Consider the following 22,235-nt stretch of genomic DNA (forward strand, 5'->3'; position numbering starts at 1 on the left):
GCCGATGCAGATCCGGCTGACCGTCGTAGACCCGCTTGGCCCGTCCCCGCAGCGGGGCCGTGCCGCGAGCCGCGACGTGCTGGTCACGGCGCCCGCGGGCACGGACCTGGCCGCGGTGGCGTCGGCACTATCCTCGGCGGTCTCCGGGGACGGGAGCGTGGGCCGGGAGGCCGGCGGCGCCCCGGTCGTCTTGTTCGCGGGCGCGGAGCGGCTCGACGCCCGCCGCAGCACCCTGGGCGAACCCCCGCTGGTCGACGGCGCCGTGCTGTCCCTGGGCGCGCCCGCCGATCCCGAACCGCATCCGGAGCTCGACGACGCCCCGACCCAGCTGCACGTGGTCGCGGGCCCCGACGCGGGCGGCGTCCACCTGCTGCACGGCGGCCAGGTCACCATCGGCCGCTCCGCCGACGCCGACGTCCCGCTCGACGACCCCGACGTCTCCCGCCTGCACTGCGCGGTGACGGTCGCCGCGGACGGCCGCGTCTCGCTCGCCGACCTCGACTCCACGAACGGCACCAGCCTGGACGGCACCCGCGTGTCCGCCCGCCCCGTGCGCTTCCCCGAGGGGGCCCTGCTGCGAATCGGCGAATCCGCCCTGCGGCTTGCTCCGTCCGGGGGGCCGGGCGCCCGGGTGGAGACCGTGCCGGACGGCGAGGGGTGCGTGCGGGTGGCCCTGGACGAGGCCGCGGCGGACGACGCCGCGGAGCCCCACGCGCGCGTGACGCACACCGCGAGCGGCGCCACCCCGGACGGAACCACGCACCACGCGTACGGCTCGGCGGGCTGGGAGGACCCGGACGCCCAGGAGCACCTGCCGGCGGAGGCGCCCGTGGTCCCCGGTCAGGGCGGCGCACCGCGGATCGAGACCCGGGGCTCCGTGAGCGGCGGGGCGGACACCCACGCCGGCCGCTTCGGCGTCGGTGGCCCGGGCCATTCCTTCGGGGCCACGCCCCCGGGCACGACGGCCCACGGCACGGCACCGGACGACGGCCTCTCCGAATCCGACGCCCGCGCGCGCGAGGAACGCGACGAACACCGGGAAGCCGCCCCCGGCGGCCGCAAGGGCACCCCCCTGCGGGGCACCGACGTCCCCCCGGGCGTGCGCAGGCGCGGGATAGGCAAGTGGGCACGCCGACTGGCCGGCGGGCGCGGCGAACAGCCGACGGCCGACGCGGAGGCGTACGGCGAGGAGGGCGGCGTCGAGATCGGCGCCCCCGCCGAGGGCCTGCCGCGACTGCCCGAGACCTGGCCGGACCCGGCGGCGCTGCTGCTGACGGCGCTGGGGCCCGGACCGCGGCTGTGGGAGCGCGGACCGGCCCACCCGGAGACCCTCACGGTGCGGCTGGGCACGGCCGACCGGGCGGTGCCGGGCGGCTCGGGCCTGCTGCCCGCCGTGCCGGTGACCGCGGATCTGCGCGAGGCCGGGTCGCTGGGCCTGGCCGGTCCGCGCGCGCGGCTGTCGGGGCTGGCCCGCGCCGTGCTGGCCCAGCTCGCCGCGCTGCACTCCCCCGACTCCCTGGAGCTCGTCCTGCTCAGCGCGGACCGCTCGCGCACCCTGGAGGAGCGCACCGCCGAGTGGTCCTGGCTCGGCTGGCTCCCCCATGTCCGTCCGGGCCACGGCCAGGACTGCCGCCTTCTGCTCGCCTTCGACCGCGAACAGGCCGCGGCCCGCACCGAGGAACTCCTGCGCCGCCTTGAGGAGTACCTGGCCGACGGGACGGCGGCGCCGCGCCCGTCGGCCGCGGCGCACGGCGACGCCGCCGACGGCGAGCGGCGAGCCGCCCGCCGGCCGTCCTGGGCCCGGGACGACGCGGACGGGACGGGCGGCTTCGCCGGGCCGTACACCGTGGTCGTCGTGGACGGCGACCCGGGCGGCGCCGGTCTGCGCGAGTCGGTGGCCCGGCTGGCCCTGGAGGGGCCGCGGGCCGGGATACACGTCGTGTGCCTCGCCGAGACGGCACCCGCGTCGCCCACCTCGCCGGTTTCCGAGACGTACGAGGCCGCGTGCGCGGTCGCGCCGACGTTCCGCGCCTGCGGGGCCGTGGCGCTGCTCGGCGGTGACGTCGCCACGGCGCTGCACCTGGTGCGCGTCGCGCGCGCGGACGCCCACGGCGCCGCGGCGCACCCCGTCGGCCCCGGCGCCGTCGCCGCCGTCGACGCCGTCTCCCCCGCCTGGGCCGAGCGGTTCGCGCGGGCGCTGGCGCCGCTGCGCACGGACGGCCCGGCCGGTGAGCGGCACACGCGCGTGGCCGCACCGCTGCCCCAGTCGGCGCGGCTCCTGGACGAGCTGGGCCTCGCCCGGGCCACTCCGGCGTCGCTGATGGCGCGCTGGGCGGACGCCGCCGACGACACACAGTCGCTCGGCGGGCGGGCCTGGGCCGTGCTGGGCGCCGGGCCGCGCGGCCCGCTCAGCGCCGACCTGGTCGCCGACGGACCGCACCTGCTGATCGAGGGACCGCCCGGCAGCGGCCGTACGGAGCTGCTGCGGGCGGTCGTCGCCTCGCTCACCGCCGCCGAGCGTCCCGACCGGCTGGGCGTGGTCCTGATCGACGGCCGGGACGGCGTCGGCACGGGTGCCGGGCACGGCGAGGGCCTGCGCGTCTGCACGGACATACCGCATGTCACGACCCACCTCACCGCCAACGACCCGGTCCGGATGCGGGAGTTCGCGCAGTCCCTGAGCGCCGAGCTGAAGCGGCGGGCCGAACTGCTCGGCCGGTCCGACTTCGCCGACTGGCACGCCCACCACGAGGTGTCGGGCCGCATGGTCCCGCAGCGGACGGCCACCGCGCGGCCCGCCGCGTCCGGGAACGGGGACATAGAGGCGCCGCCCAGTTCGACGCTGCGGCTGCGGCCCTCGGCGACGGCCCGTCAGCAAACCGAGGCCGCACCACCGTTGCCCCGGCTCGTGGTGGTCGTGGACGACCTGGACGCGCTGGTCTCCCCCGCGCTCGGTTCGCCCGGCCGGCCCGCCGCGGGGTCCGTCATACGCGCGCTGGAGGCGGTGGCCAAGGAGGGCGAGCGGCTCGGCGTCCACCTGGTGGTGGCGGCCGGCACCGGCGGCCGTACGGCGGAGACGGAACCGGCGCGCCGGGCCACCCTGCGGGTGACACTGGACGCCCCGACCGCCGGACCGGACGAACCGGCACCGGGACGCGGGCGTCTGACGTCGGCGGACGGACGCGTCACCGCCTTCCAGGGAGGCCGCGTGACGGGCCGCATCCCCCGCACCGCGACCCAGCGCCCCACGGTCGTGCCCGTGGAGTGGCACCGCATGGGCGACCCGCCGGCCCGCCGTCCCGTGCGCGAACTGGGCAACGGGCCGACCGACCTGGCGCTCCTGGCGAGCGCGGTGGAGCGGGCGGCGCGGGAGGTGGGCGCGGCGGAGGTTCCCTCGCTGCTGTAAGCCCCGCATCGCCCCGCATACACCCCTGGTCACGAGCCGGTCACGATCACCCGGTTGACAGCGCGGGTGCTCTTGCCGCCTTCGAGTGGCCGGGCGTAGACCGGACCGCACGGGACAGCGCTCGGACGTTCAACGGAGAACGAAGAACGGGGCAGTGATGCGCAGCAGCAGCAACACCATCCGGACAAACAGGGCCGTCACGACACTCGCCACCCTGCTCGCGGGAGCGCTCGCGCTCACCGCTTGCTCAAGCAACGACGACAAGGACGGCACCGAGAGCCACAGCACCACCGCGACCGGTTCCGGCCTCAGCCTTCCCAAGCTGGACGGCACGAGCCTGGAGGTCGCCGCCGTCTGGACCGGTCAGGAGCAGAAGAACTTCAAGCAGGTCCTCGCGGAGTTCGAGAAGCGCACGGGGGCCAAGGTCACCTTCGTGCCCGCCCAGGACCCGATCATCAACTTCCTCGGTTCGAAGATCGCCGGCGGTCAGCCGCCGGACGTCGCCCTGCTTCCGCAGCCGGGCGCCATCAAGCAGGCCGTGCAGAAGAAGTGGGCCAAGCCCCTCGGCGCCGAAGCCCAGGCCGAGCTCGCCAAGAACTACTCGCAGGGCTGGCAGGACATCGGCAAGGTCGAAGGCAAGCAGTACGGCGTCTACTACAAGGCCGCCAACAAGTCGCTGATCTGGTACAACGCCAAGGCCTTCGAGAACGCGGGCGCCAAGGAGCCGAAGACCTGGCCGGAGCTGCTGACGGCGGCGCAGGCGGTCTACGACTCGGGTGTCACCCCGTTCTCCGTCGGCGGCGCCGACGGCTGGACCCTGACCGACTGGTTCGAGAACGTCTACCTCTCGCAGGCGGGCCCGGAGAAGTACGACCAGCTCGCCCAGCACAAGATCAAGTGGACGGACCCCTCCGTGAAGGCGGCGCTGACCACGCTCGCGCAGGTCTGGGGCAAGAAGAACTACGTGGCGGGCGGCGCGGACGGCGCGCTGCAGACGGAGTTCCCGGCCTCGGTCACCCAGACCTTCACCGGCGGCGACCAGCCGAAGGCGGCCATGGTCTACGAGGGCGACTTCGCCCAGGTCAACATCGGTGAGACCAAGGCGAAGGTGGGCACGGACGCGAAGGTGTTCCCGTTCCCGGCGGTGGGCTCCACCGCGCCCGTGGTCTCCGGCGGCGACGCGGCCGTCATCCTGAAGGACTCCAAGGGGGCCCAGGCGCTGGCCACCTTCCTGGCCTCGCCGGAGGCGGCGACGATCCAGGCGAAGCTCGGCGGCTATCTCTCCCCGAACAAGAACGTGCCGGTCTCGGCGTACCCGAACACGGTGCAGCAGACGATCGCCAAGGCCCTGATCGCCTCGGGCGACGACTTCCGCTTCGACATGTCCGACCAGGCCCCGCAGGCCTTCGGCGGCACCCCCGGCAAGGGCGAGTGGAAGGACCTCCAGGACTTCCTGAAGAACCCGAAGGACGTCGCCGGCACCCAGGCCAAGCTGGAGAAGGACGCGGCGGCGGCGTACGGCAGCGGGAGCTGATCCGGCAATGACGTCGGCAGCGGCGGCAGGGGTCCCACCGGCCCCTGCCGCACCGAAGCGTCGCAAGAGCGTGACCGGCACCCGCAGGACCGTGGCAGCGCTCTTCCTGCTGCCCGCCCTGGTGCTGCTCGGCGCGCTCGTGGTCTACCCGATCGGGTACTCGATCATCCGCAGCTTCTACAACGCCTCGGGCGACGGTTTCGCCGGGGTCGACAACTACAAGGCGCTGTTCACGGACGACGGCATCCGCACCGCCCTGAAGAACAACATCATCTGGGTGGTGTTCGCGCCCACGGTCTCCACCGCCCTCGGCCTGATCTTCGCGGTGCTGACCGAACGGGTGAGCTGGGGAACGGCGTTCAAGCTGGTCGTCTTCATGCCGATGGCGATCTCGATGCTGGCCGCCGGGATCATCTTCCGGCTGGTGTACGACCAGGACCCGGACAAGGGTGTCGCCAACGCCGTGTGGGTCGGCGTCCACGACACCTTCGCCCAGTCGTCCGCGTTCCCCAAGGCCCACCCGGGCCGCGAGTCGCCGCTGGTCGCGCGGGACGGCGGGTTCATCACCAAGGCGCCCGTGCACACCGGCCAGGTCGTCGCCCTCCCCCTCGTCGGCGTGGCCCCCGACCAGATGCCCGACGGCGCGAAGAAGGCCGCCGCGGCGAAGCCGGACCCCGCCGGGATCACCGGCACCACCTGGCAGGACTTCACACGGGGCAAGGGCGTCGGACGGCTGGGCGCCCCCGACCCCACCGAACTCGGCTACTCCGGGATGAAGATCGAGGCGGTCCTGGACGGCAAGGTGGTGGCCACGACGAAGGCGGCCTCCGACGGCACCTTCACCCTCCCGGCCAAGGCCGACGGCGCGCTGCTGCGGCTTCCGGCGGGCAACTTCAAGGAGCCGTACAACGGCGTCGAGTGGCTCGGCCCCTCGCTGGTCACCCCGGCCATCATCGGCTCGTACGTGTGGATGTGGGCGGGCTTCGCGATGGTGCTGATCGCGGCCGGGCTCGCCGGCATCCCCCGGGAGTTGCTGGAGGCGGCGCGCGTCGACGGGGCGAACGAGTGGCAGGTGTTCCGGCGGGTCACGGTCCCGCTGCTCGCGCCGGTCCTCGCGGTCGTCGCCGTCACGCTGATGATCAATGTGCTGAAGGTCTTCGACCTGGTGTTCATCATCGCGCCGGGCTCGTCCCAGGACGACGCGAACGTGCTCGCCCTGGAGCTGTACCGGAAGGGCTTCGCGGAGGACCAGCCGGGCATCGCGAGCGCCATCGCGGTGTTCCTGCTGCTGCTCGTGATCCCGGTGATGGCGTTCAACATCCGCAGGCTCAGGCGGGAGGTCAGGCGATGACGACCCATGCCGGAAGCATCGGCAAGGTGGCTCCCGCGCAGACGGTGAAGGCCCGGCGGTCGCTCGGCTCGCGGATCGCAGAGAAGTTCAGCGGCGGTCTGGTCCGGGTGTTCCTGATCGTCGTCGGCCTGTTCTGGCTGGTGCCGACCATCGGTCTGCTCGTCTCCTCGCTGCGCACGCCCGAGGACATGAGCGCCAGCGGCTGGTGGAAGGTGTTCACCGAGCCCTCCCAGCTCACCTTCGACAGCTACCAGAAGCTGCTGGAGAACAGCGACATCACCGACTCCCTGGTGAACACGCTGCTGATCACCGTCCCGGCGACGATCCTGGTCGTCGTCATCGGCTCGCTCGCGGGCTACGCGTTCGCGTGGATGGAGTTCCCGGGCCGCGACTGGTGGTTCCTGGGCGTGGTCAGTCTGCTGGTCGTCCCGGTGCAGGTGGCGCTGATCCCGATCGCCGAACTCTTCGGCAGGATCGGGCTGTTCGGGACGATCTTCGGGGTGATCCTGTTCCACGTGGGCTACGGCCTGCCCTTCGCGGTGTTCCTGCTGCGGAACTTCTTCGCGGAGATCCCACGGGAGCTCCTGGAGGCGGCCCGCCTGGACGGCGCCGGTGAACTGCGGCTGTTCGCCCGGGTGGTGATGCCGCTGGGCGGGCCCGCCATCGCGAGCCTCGGCATCTTCCAGTTCCTGTGGGTGTGGAACGACCTGCTGGTCGCCCTGGTGTTCACCAAGTCGGGCACCCAGCCGATCACGGTCGCGCTGCAGACGCAGGTACGCCAGTTCGGCAACAACATCGACGTCCTGGCGCCCGGCGCGTTCATCTCCATGGTGATCCCACTGGCCGTGTTCTTCGCGTTCCAGCGGCAGTTCGTGTCGGGCGTCATGGCGGGTGCCGTCAAGTAACGGACGGACCAACACATCAGGGCACACGAGAAGGGCGAGTCGGCCACCGGCTCGCCCTTCGGAGTTCACCCGGCATCCCCCACATGCCGTACGAACCGTAACCAATTCACTCCATCGGCCGTTCCCGGGCAGAACGCCCGCGCCGACCGACCCATGGATGTCCCTTGCCCAGGTTCAGTGTCATTGTCCCCGCGTACAAGGTCCAGGCGTATCTGTCCGAATGCCTGGACTCGGTGCTCACGCAGTCGTATCCCGATCTCGAACTCATCGCGGTGAACGACTGCTCGCCGGACGCCTGCGGGGCGATCATCGACGAGTACGCGGCCCGCGACGCACGGGTGCGACCGGTGCACCTGCGCGAGAACCAGGGGCTCGGCCCGGCACGCAACGTCGGCATGGAGCACGCGAGGGGCGACTACCTGCTCTTCCTGGACAGCGACGACACGCTGACCCCGGACGCGCTGCGCGCCATCGCCGACCGGATCAAGGAGACCGACGAACCGGACCTCCTGGTCTACGACTACGCGCGCACCTACTGGTCCGGCGAGGCCGTCCGCAACCAGGTCTCGCTCGCGCTGACCGAGCAGGGCCCGGCCCCGTTCCGGCTGGCGGACCGCCCCGGGCTGCTGCGGGTGCTGATGGTGGCCTGGAACAAGGCGTACCGGCGGGAGTTCGTCGAGCGCGAGGGGTTCGTGTTCCCGCCGGGCTACTACGAGGACACCCCGTGGACCTACCCGGTCCTGATGACGGCGGAGTCGATCGCGACGCTGGACCGGGTCTGCGTGCACTACCGCCAGCGCCGGCAGGGCAACATCCTGTCCACCACCAGCCGCAAGCACTTCGACATCTTCGAGCAGTACGACCGCGTCTTCGCGTTCGTCGAGGAGCGGCCCGAACTCGCCCCGTGGCGACCGGTGTTGTTCCGCCGCATGATCGACCACTTCTCGACCGTGTTCACCCGGCGCGACCGGCTGCCGCGCGGCACCCGCGCCGAGTTCCTGCGCCGGGCCCGCGCCCACTACCGCCGCCACCATGCCCCCGGCGCCCCGGTCCCGCTGCGCTCCCGGCTCCGGCACACCCTGGTCCGCCTGGGCCTGCACCGCACCTACCGCATGCTCCAGCTGGCCATGTCCGCGCGCCGCCGCGCCCGCAAGCTCGCCGCGCAGCTCACCCGCGCCACCCGGGCGGCCGCCCTCCAGCTGCACTACCGCGTCCAGCTGCGCCTCCCGCTGCGCGTGGACCGTGCCGTCTTCGCCGCCTCCTGGGGACGCGGCCACTCCTGCAACCCGGGCGCCCTGGAGGCCGCGTTCCGCAGCCACGCCCCGCACATCCGCACGGCGTGGATCGCCCGCCCGGAGCACCACCACACGCTCCCGCCGGGCCCGCGCCGGCTGCGTCCCGGCACGGCCGCCTACTGGACGGCGCTGGCCCGCTCCAAGTACCTCGTCAACAACGTCAACTTCGACCGCCGGCTGGTCAAGCGCCCGGGCCAGGTCTTCGTCCAGACCCAGCACGGCACCCCCCTCAAGCACATGGGCCTCGACCTCCAGGAACGCCCGGCGGCCGCCCGGAACACGGACTTCGCGGCCCTGCTGAGGGGCGTCGACAAGTGGGACTACCTGCTGTCCGCCAACCGGCACACCACCCTGACCTGGGAGCGCGTCTACCCCGGCCGCTACACCACGCTGGAGTACGGCTACCCGCGCAACGACGTCTTCCAGAAGGCCACTTCGGCGGACGTGTCCCGACTGCGCGAGGAACTCGGCGTCCCGGAGGGCTCGGTGGCGCTCCTGTACGCGCCCACCCACCGCGACTACCGCCGCACCCAGTGCGCCGCCCTCGACCTGGAGCGTGTGGCGCGCCGCCTCGGCCCGCGCTTCGTGATCCTGGCCCGCGCCCACCTCTGGCACGCGGGCCCTCTCGCGCAGGGCCAGGGCCCGCGGATCATCGACGTGAGCGACCACCCGAGCGTCGAGTCCCTCTGCCTCGCCTCGGACGCGCTGATCACCGACTACTCGTCGATCATGTTCGACTACGCCAACCTGGACCGGCCGATCGTCATCCACGCCGACGACTGGGAGGCGTACGAGGCCGCCCGCGGCGCCTACTTCGACCTGCGCTCCTTCCCGCCGGGCGCGGTCGCGCGCGGCGAGGACGAGCTGATCGACATCTTCGCGACCGACCACTGGCGCGGCTCGCGCTCCAGCCAGCTGCGGGCCACGTTCCGGGAGCGGTTCTGCCCGTACGACGACGGGCGCGCCGCCGAACGGGTCGTACGGCACGTCGTGCTGGGCGAGACGACGGGGCTGCCGGCGTTCATCCCGCTCGCCGAGCGCCACCCCGTGCCGTCGGCGGCCTCGGCCCTCACCCGGCCCCCGCTCGCAACCCTGTCGCAACCTTCTGCCCCTCTCCCCGTCACCGAGAGCCACTGAACGCCGTTTGGCCTATCGGGAGTACCGATGCCCCCCAACACCTCGCGGCCCACCCCGACCCGGCCGTCCACCTGGCGGCCGGCCGGGCGGCCCGGCCGCCTCCGTACGGCCTGAACCCCAGGACGACAGGGCCTGGACGTCAGGACAGACACAAGAAAGAGCAGAATGCCCCGCTTCAGCATCATCGTCCCGTCCCATGGGGTCGCCGGCCGGCTGTCCCAGGCGCTGGACTCGGTCCTCGCGCAGTCCTTCGGCGACCTGGAGCTGATCCCGGTCTGCGACGCGCCGGACTCACCGGCCGCGGACGTCGTCGCCGGCCGTGCCGAGCGGGACTCCCGGGTGACCGTCGTGTACTCGCCGCCCTCCGCCGGGCCGGGTGGGGCGCGCAACACCGGGATGCGGGCGGCGACCGGCGCGTATCTGCTGTTCCTCGACGGCGACGACCTGCTGCTGCCCGGGGCGCTCGCGGCCCTCGACGCCCGGCTCGCCGGGACCGGCGACGTCGACGTGCTCTACTTCGAGCACGAGCGGACGCCGTGGTGGGAGGGCGAGCCCACCAACCCCGCGGCACCCCTGCTGGCCGGGGCGCCGAAGGGCGCGTTCCCCCCGGCCCGGGCGCCGCGGCTGACCGGCGTCCCGCTCCCGGCGTGGAGCGCCGCCTACCGCCGCTCCTTCGTCGCCGCACAGCACATCACCTTCCCCGAAGGACACTTCACGGACCTCGGCTGGGGCGGGCTGACCACGATCGCCGCCGAGCGGATCGCCGTCCTCGGCTCGGTGCTCGTCCGCCACCGGCTGCGGCGCCAGGGCAGCAGGCTCAACCTGCCGGGCGCGCACCAGCACCAACTCCTCGACCAAGTGGACCTGGTACTGACCCGGGCCGCCGAACAAGGGCTCGACGCGGAGCGGTCGCGGCCGCTGTTCGAGCAGCTGTTCGCGGTCGTCCTGAAGACCGCCTCCCGCCCCGAGCGACTGCCCTCCGGGCACCGGGCCTTCTTCCGCAGCGCCCGCCGTCTCTACCGCCACCACCGCCCGGCCGGCTTCCGGGTGCCGGACGGGAGCGTGGGCGTACAGCACCGACTGTTGGCGGCGGGGGCGTACACGGCGTTCCGCGCGCTGCGGGGCGCCAACCAGGTGGCGGCGAAGGCGGTCGAGCGCCTGCCGCGTCCCCGCATGCTGCGCACGCGGCTGCTCTACCGCGGTCAGCTGCGCCGCCCCCTCGACCCGCGGCTCGCCGTGTACTGCGCGTACTGGGGTCGCGGCTACGCCTGCAGTCCGGCCGCGATCCACGCCAAGGCCCGTGAACTCGCCCCGCACATCCGCTCGGTGTTCCTGGTCGAGGCCGACCAGGCGCACACGATGCCGCGGGACGTCGACCACGTGGTGATCGGCAGCCGCCGCTACTGGGAGGTGCTGGCCCGCGCGAAGTACCTGATCAACAACGCCAACTTCGCCGAGGGCGTGGTCAAGCGGCCGGGCAGCGTCCATCTGCAGACCCAGCACGGCACCCCGCTGAAGAAGATGGGCGTGGACCAGTCGACGTACCCGGTGGTGGCCGCCCAGACCGGCAGTTTCGCCAAGCTGCTCGGCCGGGTCGACCGCTGGGACTTCAACCTCTCCTCCAACCGCCACTCCACCCAGATGTGGGAGCGCGCCTTCCCCGGCTCGTACGAGGCGCTGGAGTACGGCTATCCGCGCAACGACGTCTTCTACTCGGCGACCGCGGACGACGTCGCCCGGATCCGGCGCGAACTCGGCGTCCCGGAGGGCAGCACCGCCGTCCTGTACGCGCCCACCCACCGCGACCACCACACCGGCTTCGAGACCGGCCTCGACCTGGAGGCCTTCTGCGAGGCGGCCGGCGAGGACGTGGTCGTACTGCTGCGCGCCCACTACTTCTACGACCGGGGTCCGGGCCGCCACAGCGGCCGGATCATCGACGTCACCGGGCACCGCTCCTCCGAGGACGTGTGCCTGGCCGCGGACGCGCTGGTCACCGACTACTCGTCGATCATGTTCGACTACGCCAACCTGGACCGGCCGATCGTCGTGTACGCCGACGACTGGGAGGTCTACCGGGAGACGCGGGGCGTCTACTTCGACCTCATGGCCGAGCCGCCGGGCCCGGTGGCCCGCACGCCCGGGGAGCTGGCGCGCGTCTTCCACGACGGCTCGTACCGGGGGCCGGAGTCCAGGGCGCTGCGGGCCGCGTTCCGGGAGCGGTTCTGCCCGTTCGACGACGGGCGGGCCGCCGAGCGCGTCGTACGGCGGGTGCTGCTCGGCGAGCCGCCGGAGGCGATCCCGCCCGTGATCCCGCTCGCGGAGCGCATCCCCGCCCCCGCCGCCGCGACCCTCGTCAGGAGCTGACCCGCCGTGCCCCGCTTCAGCGTCATCGTCCCCTGTTACAAGGTGCAGGGCTTCCTGCGCGAATGCCTCGACTCGGTCCTGGAGCAGTGCTTCCACGACATCGAGCTGATCGCCGTGAACGACTGCTCGCCGGACGGCTGCGCCGCGATCCTCGACGAGTACGCGGCCCGCGACCCGCGCGTGAAGGTGCTGCACCTGCCGGAGAACGTGGGCCTCGGCCGCGCCCGCAACGCCGGACTCCCCAAGGCCACCGGCGACTTCCTCTTCTTCCTGGACAGCGACGACACCCTCACGCCCGGCGCGCTGCGCGCGATCGCCGACCGCCTGGACGAGGCCGGCGACCCGGACGTGCTGGTCTTCGACTACGCGCGCACCTACTGGTGGGGCGGGACGCGTCGCAACGTCCTCGCCCATGTGCTGGCCGAGGCGGGCGACGGCACCTTCACCGCGGCCGACCATCCGGAGATCCTCGACCTGCTGATGGTGGTGTGGAACAAGGTCTACCGGCGCGACTTCGTCGAGGAGAACGGGTTCCGCTTCCCGCCCGGCTACTACGAGGACACCCCCTGGACGTTCCCGGTGCTGCTCAGCGCCGGGCGGATCGCGGCCCTGGACCGGATCTGCCTGAACTACCGGCAGCGCCGCCAGGGCAACATCCTGTCCACCACCAGCCGCAAGCACTTCGACGTGCACGCCCAGTACGAGCGGGTCTTCGCGTTCGTCGACTCCCGTGCCGAGCTGTGGAAGTGGCGGCCCTATCTGCACCGCAAGATGGGCGAGCACTGCCTCGACATCCTCGCCAAGCCGGACCGGCTGCCGCCCGGCGACAAGGCCGAGTTCTTCCGGCGGACGGTGGAGCTGTTCCGCCGGCACAAGCCCGAGGACGCCCTGGTCGACGGAGAAGTGGCCCTGCTGGAAGGGCCGTACGCGGTGTACCGGGCGCGACGGCAGGCCGGGCGGGTCGGCCGGGAGCTCGGGCGGCGGGGGCTCCAGGCCCGCGGCGCCGTGGGCGGGCGGCTCGGGCGGGGCTGGTCCGGGCTGCACGGCCTGCGCCCCCTCGACCCCGAACTCGCCGTGTACTCGGCGTTCTCGCACCGGGGCGTGCTCGGCGATCCCGCGGCCGTCTACCGCAAGGCGCGGGAGATCGCGCCGCACATCCGGGGCGTGTGGGTGGTCCGGGACCGGGAACAGGCCGAGCAGCTGCCGCCGGGCGTCGAGCACGTGCTCCTCGGCTCCGCGGCGTACCACCGGCTCACCGCGCGGGCGACGTTCTTCGTCAACAACGTCAACTGGCCCGGCGGCCTGGTCAAGCGGCCGGGCAGCGTGCACATCCACACCCACCAGGGCACCCCGGTCAAGTACATGGGTGCCGACCTGCTGGACAAGCCCGGCGCCCGGTACGGCTTCGACGTACCGCAGATGCTGCGCCGTGCCGACCGCTGGGACTACAGCCTGGTCGCCAACCGCCACTCCGAGCTGGCCTGGGAGCGGGCCTACCCGTGCCACTTCACCTCGGCGCGCACCGGCAGCCCGCGCAACGACGCGCTGGTCGACCCGCCGCAGGACGCCGGGTGCCAGTTCCGCTTCCGCTACGGCATTCCGGAGGACCACCGGGTCGTTCTGTACGCGCCGACCCGCCGCGACTACCACCGCGGCGGCCATGTGGAGCGCGTGGACCTGGCCCGGTTCGCCGCGGACCTGGGCGCGGGCCACACCCTCGTCGTCCGTCTGCACCCCGCGCTCGTGACGGGTCCCGCGCGCGGGCTGGGCCTCGCCGAACTGCACCGGCGCGGTGTGCTGGTGGACGCGACGGACGAGCCGCACGTCGAGGAGGTGATGCTCGCCTCCGACGTCCTGGTCACCGACTACTCGGCCCTGATGTTCGACTACGCCAACCTCGACCGGCCGATCGTCGTCCACGCCGACGACTGGGCGGCGTACACGGCGAGCCGGGGCGCCTATCTCGACGTCACGGCCGAGGCGCCGGGCCATGTGTCGCGCTCGCAGCGGGAGTTGGCGTGGCTGTTCGCCTCCGGGAGCTGGCGGGACGAGGAGTCGGCGCGGCTGCGCGCCGCGTTCCGGGAGCGGTTCTGCGAGTTCGACGACGGACGGGCCGCCGAGCGGGTCGTACGGACCCTGATGCTGGGCGAGTCGATGCCGCGCCCGTCCTCGCCCGCCGCCGAGGTGCCCTCCCCGGTCACCGGCCGCGACGTGCTGACCTCCTCGTGATGCGGGCGCGCACCTGGGTCCTGGTCCTGGCCGCCGTCTTCGCGCTGCTCCAGTTCGCCACGGTCACCGGCCGGGACACCCCCGACTCCAAGAACTACGTCTCGTACGCGCTGAGCCTGGCCGGCGAGGACAAGCGGGCGGCGGCCGCCGCGACCATCGACTGGGTCTGCGCGGGCCAAGCCTCCCTCGCCCGGCGGACCCAGAGCGTGGACGTGGTCCGCTTCCACCGGCCGGACCCCACCCGGCAGGTGGAGAGCGAGTGCCGGGACGACGAGTGGCAGCGGGTGGACCGGCGGCTGCGGGCCGGACAGACCGAGGGGCACATCGTGCCGTTCGTGTCGCCGCGGCTGAAGCGGATCTTCGAGGTGCGGCCCGGCTATCCGGTGTTCCTGGTGCCGTTCGTGACGGTGCTGGGCGTGACCTGGGGCGTGTGGCTGGCGAGTGTCCTCGTCACCGTCGCGGGCGGGGTGCTCGCCTTCCTGATCCTGCGCACCCTGTCCGTGTCGATGCCCTTCGCGCTGACCGGCCAGGCCCTGTTCTACGTGCTGCCGTGCGGGGCGACCGCCATGCGTCCGATGACGGAGGGCCTGATGCTGGCGCTGACCCTGGCGGCGGTGTGGGGCTGCGCGCTGGCCCTGAACCGCCGTCCCCGGGCCGGTACGGCGCTGGTCGGCACCTCGCTCCTGGCGCTGTTCGCGGTCAAGCACTCGCAGTCGCTGTTCCTCGGGCTGTGCCTGGCCGTGGCGGGGGCGGCGGTCGCCGTCCGGCGCCGACGGCGAGGGCGGGCCGTAGGCCGCGGGGTCCCCGCGATCGCCGCCGTGGCCTGCTGTGCCGCCCTGGGGACGCTGCTGCTGGCGCGGCTGCTGCACTACCCGTCCGAGTCCGAGAGCCTCCAGGACCTGCTGACGAACCACTACGCCCGGCCCGACCGCGCGCGTCCGTGGCCGGAGCTGCTGCAGCTGGAGGGCAACTTCTGGCGGGAGTGGGCACGGCGGCAGCTGGGGCAGCCGCTGTTCCCGGTCGCGCTGGCGGCCGGCGTCTGGGGCGCGCTGCGGCGGCCCGCGTTCGGCTGCTTCCTGGCGGCGGCCGCGTTCACCGGGATCCTGACCCAGGCCGGGCACCCCGACATCGCCATCTGGGGCGACCGGCTGATCGTGCCGGCCTGGCTGCTCCCCGTGGTCGGGCTGCCGCTGCTGCTGGAGCCGTTCGTGCGCCGGACGCTGCCGCTGCCCGCGCAGGGGCACGGCGAGCGGCACGCTCACTCGTTGAGGTGAGCGGAGGCAAAGCCGCCGGTCAGGGCGGGAAGGATCTGGGGATGTCCCGCCTCGTCCCCTCCTCTCCCATCCCTCCCTTCCCTCCCTTCCCTCCCTTCCCTGCCGTCCCGGCCGTCCGGTGACCTCCGGTGTCCTGACCCGGCGTGCCGCGCGCGGAGCGACCGCCCTGCGCGGCGGCCGCGTCTGGCGCCCCACCCCGTACCAGGTCTTCGGCTTCCTGTTCTGGCTGCTGATGACCCTGGCCTACTGGAGGGTGCCGCCGTGCTGCGACGCCGGGCAGCACGCGGGGGTGGTGGAGCGGCTGCGGGCGGGCCTGCCGGACACCGGCTTCCACTCGCCGTACGTGCTCGCGCAGACCGCGTTCGCCCGGCTGACGGGGCTGACGGGCTGGGAGGTGCTCCGGGTCTTCGGCCCGCTGAACCTGCTGGTGCTGCTGACGGGCCTCGGCCGTTTCGTCCGCGTCCTGACGCCCCGCCCGTGGGCGCCGGTGCTCGCGCTGACCTTCCTGACCCTGCTGTGGGGCACCGAACCGACGGCGGGCGGCGCCCATCTGGCCCTGCTGCCGATGACCGGCAACCTCGCCTATCCGTCCACCTTCGCGACCGGCCTCGCGCTCGGGGCCTGGGCCCTGACGGGGGCGCGGGCTCGCGACGTACGGCCGGTGCGGTACGTGGGGCCGAGCGGGCTGCGCAGTTTCTCGGGGTTCGCGGCGCTCGGGGTGCTGTACGGCGTCGTCGCCCTGGTCGACCCGGTGGTCGGGCTGGGTGCGGCGCTCGGCGCGGTGGCCCTCGTGGTGGGCTGGCAGCGCGGCCGGTGCGCCGCGGTGGGCGGGCGGTGGGCGCTGACCTGCGCGGTGGCGGCGCTGGTGGCCTGGTATCGCCCGTATTCCGGCACGAGCGCCCTCGCCCGGGGCATCGACAGCGGGCTGCCCGGGCAGTGCTGGCTGGGGCTGCTCGGCGTACCGGCGCTGTGGCTGCGGGCGCGGCGGGGCGGGTGGCGGGATCCGCTCGTGGTGATGTGCGCGCTGGAGTGGCCGGTGCTGGTGTACGGCCGGTTCGGCGGGCTGCTCGGGCTCGCGCTGGCGGCGCCGCAGTGTGCGCTCGCGGTGGAGCTGGCGGCGGCACGGCCCTGGCCGGTGTGGCGGCGGGCGCTGGGCTGGGCGGCGGCGGGCGGGACCTGCCTCGGTTTCCTCACCGTGCACGCCGGCGCGGTGGTGCCGCGCTCGCTGGACCCGGTCGGCTTCGCACAGCCGCCGCGCTGGCCGTCGTACGACTGGGCGGCGGTGCACGTGAGAGCGGGCGACGTGGTGATCACCGACGATCCCCACGCCGCCCGGAGCCTCCCGGGGTACGGCGCCGCTCTCGCCGACCCGGGCGACTATCTCTCACCGGGTGCGACCCGTGCCGAGCGCCTCGCGTACGTCCGCCGCCACCAGGTGCGCTGGCTGCTGCTCACGCGCCGGCGCAAGGTGCCCGAGGAGGCGGTGGTGGTGTCCTGGAGCCGGCGGACGGGGGAAGTGCTGGCACGGGTCGTTCAGGGGCCCGGTACCGGTCGGTGACCGGGCGTCGCCCGAGGGCGGGTGTTACTCGATGACGAGGTTGACCTCGATGTTGCCGCGCGTGGCGTTGGAGTACGGGCAGACCTGGTGGGCCTGCTCGACCAGCTCGCGGCCGGTCGCCTCGTCCACGGTGTCGGGCAGCTCGACGCGCAGGGTCACCTTCAGGCCGAAGCCCTCGCCCTGCTTGCCGATGCCGACCTCGGCGGTGACGGCGGCGTCGCTGACGTTCACCTTGGCCGCGCGGCCGACGAGGCCCAGGGCGCTGCCGAAGCACGCGGCGTAACCGGCGGCGAAGAGCTGCTCCGGGTTGGTGCCCTGGCCGTTGCCGCCCATCTCCACCGGCAGGCCGAGGGCGAGGTCGATCTTGCCGTCGGAGGAGACGGCGCGGCCCTCACGGCCGTGGGTGGCAGTGGCGACAGCGGTGTAGAGCGCGTCCATGGAAATCCATCCCTCTCAAGACTGAGGTTCACGTTCCGGCGGCCCGGTCCGGCCGCCCTCACAACCACAAGTAGAGCACACAATTCAATTGCACACAACTAACTGCCTCGCGGGGCTACTCTTGGAGCCATGACCGCCACGCCGACTCCCACCACGCCGACTCCGGCCGTCCTTGCTCCCGCCGCCCCCGCTCCGGCCGCCGAAGAGGACTGGCTCCGCCTGGACCACCAGATCTGCTTCTCCCTGCACGCCGCGTCCCGTGCCTTCAACGGCGTCTACCGCGTGGTCCTCAAGGACCTCGGGCTCACCTACCCGCAGTACCTGGTGATGCTGGTGCTCTGGGAACACGGCGACCAGCCCGTCAAGAAGCTCGGCGAGCATCTGCGTCTGGACTCCGGCACGCTGTCGCCGCTGGTCAAGCGGCTGGAGGCGGCCGGTCTGGTGCGGCGGGAGCGCAGCACCCGCGACGAGCGGTCGGTCGACGTCCGGCTGACCGAGGAGGGTGCGGCGCTGCGCGAGCGGGCGGTTCAGGTGCCACGGCGGATCGTCGCCTCGACCGGGTTCGCACTCGACGAGATCGACGCGCTGCGCCAGCGGCTCGACGAACTCACCACCGCTCTGGACGCGGCCGCGCTGCAGGAGACACCGGGCTGCGCGTAGCGAGCAGGCCGCGGGCGGCGAGCGGGTTGTCGGCGGCGAGCGCGCGGCGGACGTAGAGCCGTACCGTCGACCGGTTGCGCACCGTCTCCTCGGCGAGCGCGAACTCCTGGTTCAGCACGGTCAGTTTGAGCCGCTCGGTGGGGCTGCGCGGCGGTTCGGCCCCGTTCACCATGTACCGCTCGGCGATCACCCACACCCGGTCCAGCCCGGCGAGCCTGCGCCGCAGGGCGTCCGGGCCGACCTCGGTGCCGTACAGGGTCCCCGACGCCGACGCTCCCACGGCCAGCGCCACGTCCCGCGTCCCGCGGAACCCCGCCGGATAGGTCAGCGCCGTGTTCCGCGCGTGCGAGGGCAGGAACAACACCGGGTCACCGGGCCGCAGTTGCCGCCCGGCGACCGCGGCGACGGCACCCAGGTCGTCGGGACGGTGACCGGCGAGGCGGTCCTGGCGCAGGAGGGGCAGTTGGTGGCCGAGCGCGAGGGCGATCGCGACGACTCCGGCGAGGGTGAGGTGCGGGGACGGCAGCAGACGGCGCAGCGCCACCGCCACCCGGTCCGCCCCGACGGCCACCAACAGCGGCGCCCCGGCGAGCGCGTACAGCACGTACCGGTCGACGTACAGCGGCGAGAGCTGCGAGACGAGCATCAGCACCACCGGCGGCAGCACCGCCAACGGCAGCGCCACCCCCGCGCACGTCACCTCTCCGCGCCGCCCCACCAGACGGGTCGTCCCCACCACGGCGAACGCCAGGCAGGTCCAGTACACCCCGGGTGTCGGCCCCAGGAACGCCCGCAGCAGTCCCTCCGCGCGCTCCGGCGTCGGCGCTCTGAGCCAGGCGACCTGTGCCGACTGGGCGTGCGAGACGGCCACCATCGGCAGCAGCGTCAACACCACGACGACCGCCGCGCGCCCCCACCCCCGCCACACCCGCCCGCTCACCCGCGCGAGCGACAGCGTGGCCGCGTGGGCGACGAGGAGCAGCACCGCGAGTTCGTGCAACCAGCAGGTGACACCGAGGACCGTGCCGTACGTCCACCAGAGCCGGCCGCCGGCCGCGACGGCCCGGACGAGCAGCAGGGTCGCCCCCGTCGCGCCGGCCGCGACCAGGGCGTACGAGCGGCCCTCCTGCGCGTAGTGACCGGCCATCGGCGTGACCGCGTACAGCAGCCCGGCCCACAGTCCGACGCGCGGCCGCACGAGCCGGGCGCCGAGCGCGCCGACCAGGCCCGCGGTCACCGCCGCCGCGCACACCGAGGGGAGCCGGAGCAGGACCTCGCCGGGGTGGGGGACGAGGAGGACGTGCATGAGCACGTAGTACAGGCCGTGCACCGCGTCCACGCCGTGCAGCAGCCGCCAGATCTCCGGCACCGTGCGCCGCGCCACCTGGAAGGTGACGGCCTCGTCGCGCCACATGCCGCCGCGGTCCAGCCCCCACAGCCCGAGGACGAACAGCACGGCCGCCGGGACGGCGACGGCGGCGGCCGTCGCACGACGACGGACAGGGCTCGTCGACGGTCTCAGCGGCGTCCGCGCAGGCGGCCTCGACGGCGCTCTCAGCGGCGGTTTCAGCATGGGCCCGATGTTCACCACGGCCTGATCTTTTGCGATTAGCCAACCTTTGCCGGGTATTGACGGCATATCAGCACGTATACACCATCCGGGCGGCTTACGCTCCTGAATGATGAATCGCCGTCAGTTCCCCCTCGTGCCCCTCGTGTCCCTCGCCTTCCTCTGGCTCACCTCCCGCGCCCTGATGCTGTGGCTCCTCGCCCACAACAACGAGCCGTCCCTCGGCAAGGGAGCGGTCGCGCGTGAAGTGTGGCGGTTGTACTACCACTGGTACGGCGTCCTGTCGCACGGCACCTTTCCGGCGCACGACACGCTGTGGCAGTATCCGCCGGGCGCGGGCGCGGTGCTGCTCGCGCCGGGGCTGCTGCCGGGACTCACGTACTTCCAGGCGTTCGTGGCCCTGACGCTCGCCACCGACGCGCTGATCACGGCCGCGCTCGTCCGCGCGGGCACGCGGCCGGGCCGCAGCCTGCTCGGCGCGACGCTGTGGACCGGCTGTCTGCCGCTGCTGCTGCACATCCCACTCGCCCGGTACGACGTGGAGGTCACCGCGCTCGCCGTCATCTCCCTGTTGACGATGACGCGCTCCACGCGCGCGTGCGGGGCGTTCGCGGCGCTGGGCGCCCTGGTGAAGGTGTGGCCGGCGCTGGTGCTGCTGGGGACGCCGAAGGGGCGGGAGACCCGGTCGGCGTGGACATGGGCGACCACGGCCGGGGCGGCCTCGCTGGGGATCTTCGCGGCATTGTTCAACAATCCTCTGGCCTTCCTGCGACAGCAGGGCGGCCGAGGCGTGCAGATCGAGTCCCTGGGCGGTACGGCGCTGAGCCTGGCGCGCCACGCCGGTTGGCGGGGAAGCGTGCGCTACCAGTACGGCGCGATGGAACTCGTCGGCCCGTACGTCTCCGCCGTCGCGACCGCCTCCCTCGCGCTCACGGCGGCCGCCTGCGCGCTCCTGCTGCTGTGGCGGGTGCGGGCGCGGCGCTGGAGCGAGGCGACGCCGTACGACGCCGCGTTCTGCGCGGTGCTGCTGTTCACCGTCACCAGCCGGGTCATCAGCCCCCAGTACATGATCTGGTTGCTCGGCCTGGCCGCCGTGTGCCTGACCTCGCGGCGCACCACCCAGCGCACGGTCGCCGCGCTGGTGGTGGCGGCCACGGCGATCAGCGCGGTCGCCTACCCCGGGCTGTACGGCGAGGTCGTGGGCTGCACCTGGACGGGCTGCCTGCTGATGCTCACCCGCAACGGCCTGCTGGCGACCGCCGCCGTCCTGTCCTTCACCCGGCTGTGGCGCTCGACGCGGCCCGTGGCCACGCGGCCCGTGCCGCTCATGGAACCCCGCCCCGGCGCGGCCGCCCCCTCCCGCGCCCCGCAGGTGGGCGCCCCGCAGGTGGCCGCCCCGCAGGTAGGCGCCGCCCTCCCCCGCTGATCGCCGCCTGCTCGACCGGAAGCCGCCTGCTTCACTGGAAGTGGACCGAACGTACTGAGGGGACGGCCGCACATGACCTGGCTGATCACCGGCGGCGCCGGTTACATCGGGGCGCACGTCGTACGGGCGATGACCGAGGCCGGCGAACAGGCCGTGGTGTACGACGACCTGTCCAGCGGCCTCGGCGATCGCGTGCCGGACGGGGTCCCCCTGGTGATGGGCTCGACGCTGGACGGCGAGCTGCTCGCCCGCACCCTCGCCGAGCACGCCGTGACCGGCGTCGTGCACCTGGCGGCGAAGAAGCAGGTGGGTGAGTCGATGGTCCGTCCGCTGCTCTACTACCGCGAGAACGTGGAGGGCCTGCGCGTCCTGCTGGCGGCGGTGACGGCGGCGGAGGTGCCCTCATTCGTCTTCTCCTCGTCCGCCGCCGTGTACGGCATGCCGGACGTCGAACTGGTGACGGAGGAGACGCCGTGCGCGCCGATGTCGCCGTACGGCGAGACGAAGCTGGCGGGCGAGTGGCTGGTCCGGGCCACCGGCCGGGCGACGGGCCTGGCCACGGCCTCGCTGCGGTACTTCAACGTGGCGGGCGCGGCGCGTCCGGACCTGGCGGACGTGGGCGTCCACAACCTCGTCCCCATGGCCTTCGAGAAGCTCACGGAGAACGCGCCACCGCGCATCTTCGGCGACGACTACGCGACCCCGGACGGCACCTGCGTACGCGACTACATCCACGTGGTGGACCTGGCCGACGCGCACGTGGCCACGGCCCGCGCCCTCCAATCCTCGCCCGGCCTCGGACTGACGCTCAACATCGGCCGGGGCGAGGGCGTCTCGGTGCGCGAGATGATCAACCTCATCAACGCCGTCACCGGCTACGACCGTCCCCCGACCGTCACCCCCCGACGCCCCGGCGACCCCGCCCGCGTCGTCGCCTCCGCCGATCGCATCGCCATCGAACTCGGCTGGAAGGCCAAGCACGACGTCCAGGACATGATCACGTCGGCCTGGGAGGGCTGGGTGCGCCTCCACCCGGAGGCGGCCCGCTCCTGAGGAACGCGGCTTCCCGGCGGCGACACCGGCAT

At 73.4% G+C, this 22,235-nt stretch carries 14 protein-coding genes; 12 read left to right on the forward strand and 2 right to left on the reverse strand.

From position 1 onward, the window contains the following. Window positions 1–4 precede the first annotated feature (4 nt). From ACWGKT_RS03525 to ACWGKT_RS03565, 9 genes are all read left to right on the forward strand, one after another. Entirely contained in the window at window positions 5–3,406 is a 3,402-nt protein-coding gene (locus tag ACWGKT_RS03525) for an FHA domain-containing protein (protein WP_453272286.1), read from the forward strand. A gap of 157 nt (window positions 3,407–3,563) precedes the next feature. Continuing rightward, window positions 3,564–4,940: an ABC transporter substrate-binding protein gene (locus ACWGKT_RS03530; protein WP_453272287.1), complete on the forward strand. Its 1,377-nt coding sequence runs from the start codon at window positions 3,564–3,566 to the stop codon at window positions 4,938–4,940. A 70-nt stretch (window positions 4,941–5,010) separates the two neighbouring features. Further along, window positions 5,011–6,291 (forward strand): carbohydrate ABC transporter permease, encoded by a 1,281-nt coding sequence (locus tag ACWGKT_RS03535; protein WP_453272288.1) that lies wholly within the window; start codon window positions 5,011–5,013, stop codon window positions 6,289–6,291. After that, the gene (locus ACWGKT_RS03540; protein ID WP_356142702.1) at window positions 6,288–7,196 is read left to right on the forward strand and encodes a carbohydrate ABC transporter permease; all 909 of its coding nucleotides are present in this window, start codon (window positions 6,288–6,290) and stop codon (window positions 7,194–7,196) included. Before ACWGKT_RS03535 ends, ACWGKT_RS03540 begins: the two co-directional genes overlap by 4 nt. Window positions 7,197–7,360: 164 nt before the next feature. After that, window positions 7,361–9,628 carry a bifunctional glycosyltransferase/CDP-glycerol:glycerophosphate glycerophosphotransferase gene (locus ACWGKT_RS03545; protein WP_453272289.1) on the forward strand — a complete coding sequence of 756 codons (2,268 nt, stop codon included), beginning with the start codon at window positions 7,361–7,363 and terminating at the stop codon, window positions 9,626–9,628. A 165-nt stretch (window positions 9,629–9,793) separates the two neighbouring features. Continuing rightward, entirely contained in the window at window positions 9,794–11,995 is a 2,202-nt protein-coding gene (locus ACWGKT_RS03550; protein WP_453272290.1) for a bifunctional glycosyltransferase/CDP-glycerol:glycerophosphate glycerophosphotransferase, read from the forward strand. 6 nt (window positions 11,996–12,001) lie between these two features. After that, entirely contained in the window at window positions 12,002–14,224 is a 2,223-nt protein-coding gene (locus ACWGKT_RS03555) for a bifunctional glycosyltransferase/CDP-glycerol:glycerophosphate glycerophosphotransferase (protein WP_453272291.1), read from the forward strand. Next, window positions 14,224–15,498 carry a hypothetical protein gene (locus ACWGKT_RS03560; RefSeq protein ID WP_356142694.1) on the forward strand — a complete coding sequence of 425 codons (1,275 nt, stop codon included), beginning with the start codon at window positions 14,224–14,226 and terminating at the stop codon, window positions 15,496–15,498. The genes ACWGKT_RS03555 and ACWGKT_RS03560 overlap by 1 nt, the downstream gene beginning before the upstream one ends. Before the next feature lie 118 nt (window positions 15,499–15,616). Next, window positions 15,617–17,056: a hypothetical protein gene (locus ACWGKT_RS03565; protein WP_453272292.1), complete on the forward strand. Its 1,440-nt coding sequence runs from the start codon at window positions 15,617–15,619 to the stop codon at window positions 17,054–17,056. Window positions 17,057–17,080: 24 nt separating this feature from the next. Here ACWGKT_RS03565 and ACWGKT_RS03570 read toward each other — a convergent pair whose 3' ends face one another. After that, window positions 17,081–17,494, reverse strand: coding sequence for an organic hydroperoxide resistance protein (locus ACWGKT_RS03570; protein WP_356142690.1), 414 nt, complete (start codon window positions 17,492–17,494; stop codon window positions 17,081–17,083). 129 nt (window positions 17,495–17,623) lie between these two features. On the opposite strand from ACWGKT_RS03570, the gene ACWGKT_RS03575 reads away from it, so the two are divergent. Next, window positions 17,624–18,154 carry a MarR family winged helix-turn-helix transcriptional regulator gene (locus ACWGKT_RS03575; RefSeq protein ID WP_453272293.1) on the forward strand — a complete coding sequence of 177 codons (531 nt, stop codon included), beginning with the start codon at window positions 17,624–17,626 and terminating at the stop codon, window positions 18,152–18,154. On the opposite strand, the gene ACWGKT_RS03580 is transcribed toward ACWGKT_RS03575, so the two are convergent. Further along, entirely contained in the window at window positions 18,102–19,727 is a 1,626-nt protein-coding gene (locus tag ACWGKT_RS03580; protein WP_453272294.1) for a glycosyltransferase family 39 protein, read from the reverse strand. The two genes, ACWGKT_RS03575 and ACWGKT_RS03580, sit on opposite strands and share 53 nt — an antisense overlap. 106 nt (window positions 19,728–19,833) lie before the next feature. Here ACWGKT_RS03580 and ACWGKT_RS03585 point away from each other — a divergent pair, with 106 nt between their 5' ends. Both ACWGKT_RS03585 and galE read left to right on the forward strand, forming a co-directional pair. Beyond that, window positions 19,834–21,150, forward strand: coding sequence for a glycosyltransferase 87 family protein (locus ACWGKT_RS03585; RefSeq protein ID WP_453272295.1), 1,317 nt, complete (start codon window positions 19,834–19,836; stop codon window positions 21,148–21,150). A gap of 72 nt (window positions 21,151–21,222) precedes the next feature. After that, window positions 21,223–22,203, forward strand: a complete 981-nt coding sequence (gene galE, locus ACWGKT_RS03590) for a UDP-glucose 4-epimerase GalE (RefSeq protein WP_453272296.1) — start codon at window positions 21,223–21,225, stop codon at window positions 22,201–22,203. The last annotated feature ends 32 nt before the right edge of the window (window positions 22,204–22,235 follow it).

Source organism: Streptomyces sp. NPDC054794 (assembly GCF_053611585.1).

Excerpts from the sequence above, each read along its gene's own strand:
- ACWGKT_RS03525 (WP_453272286.1), top strand. The coding sequence starts at position 5 with ATGCAGATCCGGCTGACCGTCGTAGACCCGCTTGGCCCGTCCCCGCAG.
- ACWGKT_RS03530 (WP_453272287.1), top strand. The coding sequence starts at position 3,564 with ATGCGCAGCAGCAGCAACACCATCCGGACAAACAGGGCCGTCACGACA.
- ACWGKT_RS03540 (WP_356142702.1), top strand. The coding sequence starts at position 6,288 with ATGACGACCCATGCCGGAAGCATCGGCAAGGTGGCTCCCGCGCAGACG.
- ACWGKT_RS03550 (WP_453272290.1), top strand. The coding sequence starts at position 9,794 with ATGCCCCGCTTCAGCATCATCGTCCCGTCCCATGGGGTCGCCGGCCGG.
- ACWGKT_RS03560 (WP_356142694.1), top strand. The coding sequence starts at position 14,224 with ATGCGGGCGCGCACCTGGGTCCTGGTCCTGGCCGCCGTCTTCGCGCTG.
- ACWGKT_RS03570 (WP_356142690.1), bottom strand. The coding sequence starts at position 17,494 with ATGGACGCGCTCTACACCGCTGTCGCCACTGCCACCCACGGCCGTGAG.
- ACWGKT_RS03575 (WP_453272293.1), top strand. The coding sequence starts at position 17,624 with ATGACCGCCACGCCGACTCCCACCACGCCGACTCCGGCCGTCCTTGCT.
- ACWGKT_RS03580 (WP_453272294.1), bottom strand. The coding sequence starts at position 19,727 with ATGCTGAAACCGCCGCTGAGAGCGCCGTCGAGGCCGCCTGCGCGGACG.
- ACWGKT_RS03585 (WP_453272295.1), top strand. The coding sequence starts at position 19,834 with ATGATGAATCGCCGTCAGTTCCCCCTCGTGCCCCTCGTGTCCCTCGCC.
- galE (WP_453272296.1), top strand. The coding sequence starts at position 21,223 with ATGACCTGGCTGATCACCGGCGGCGCCGGTTACATCGGGGCGCACGTC.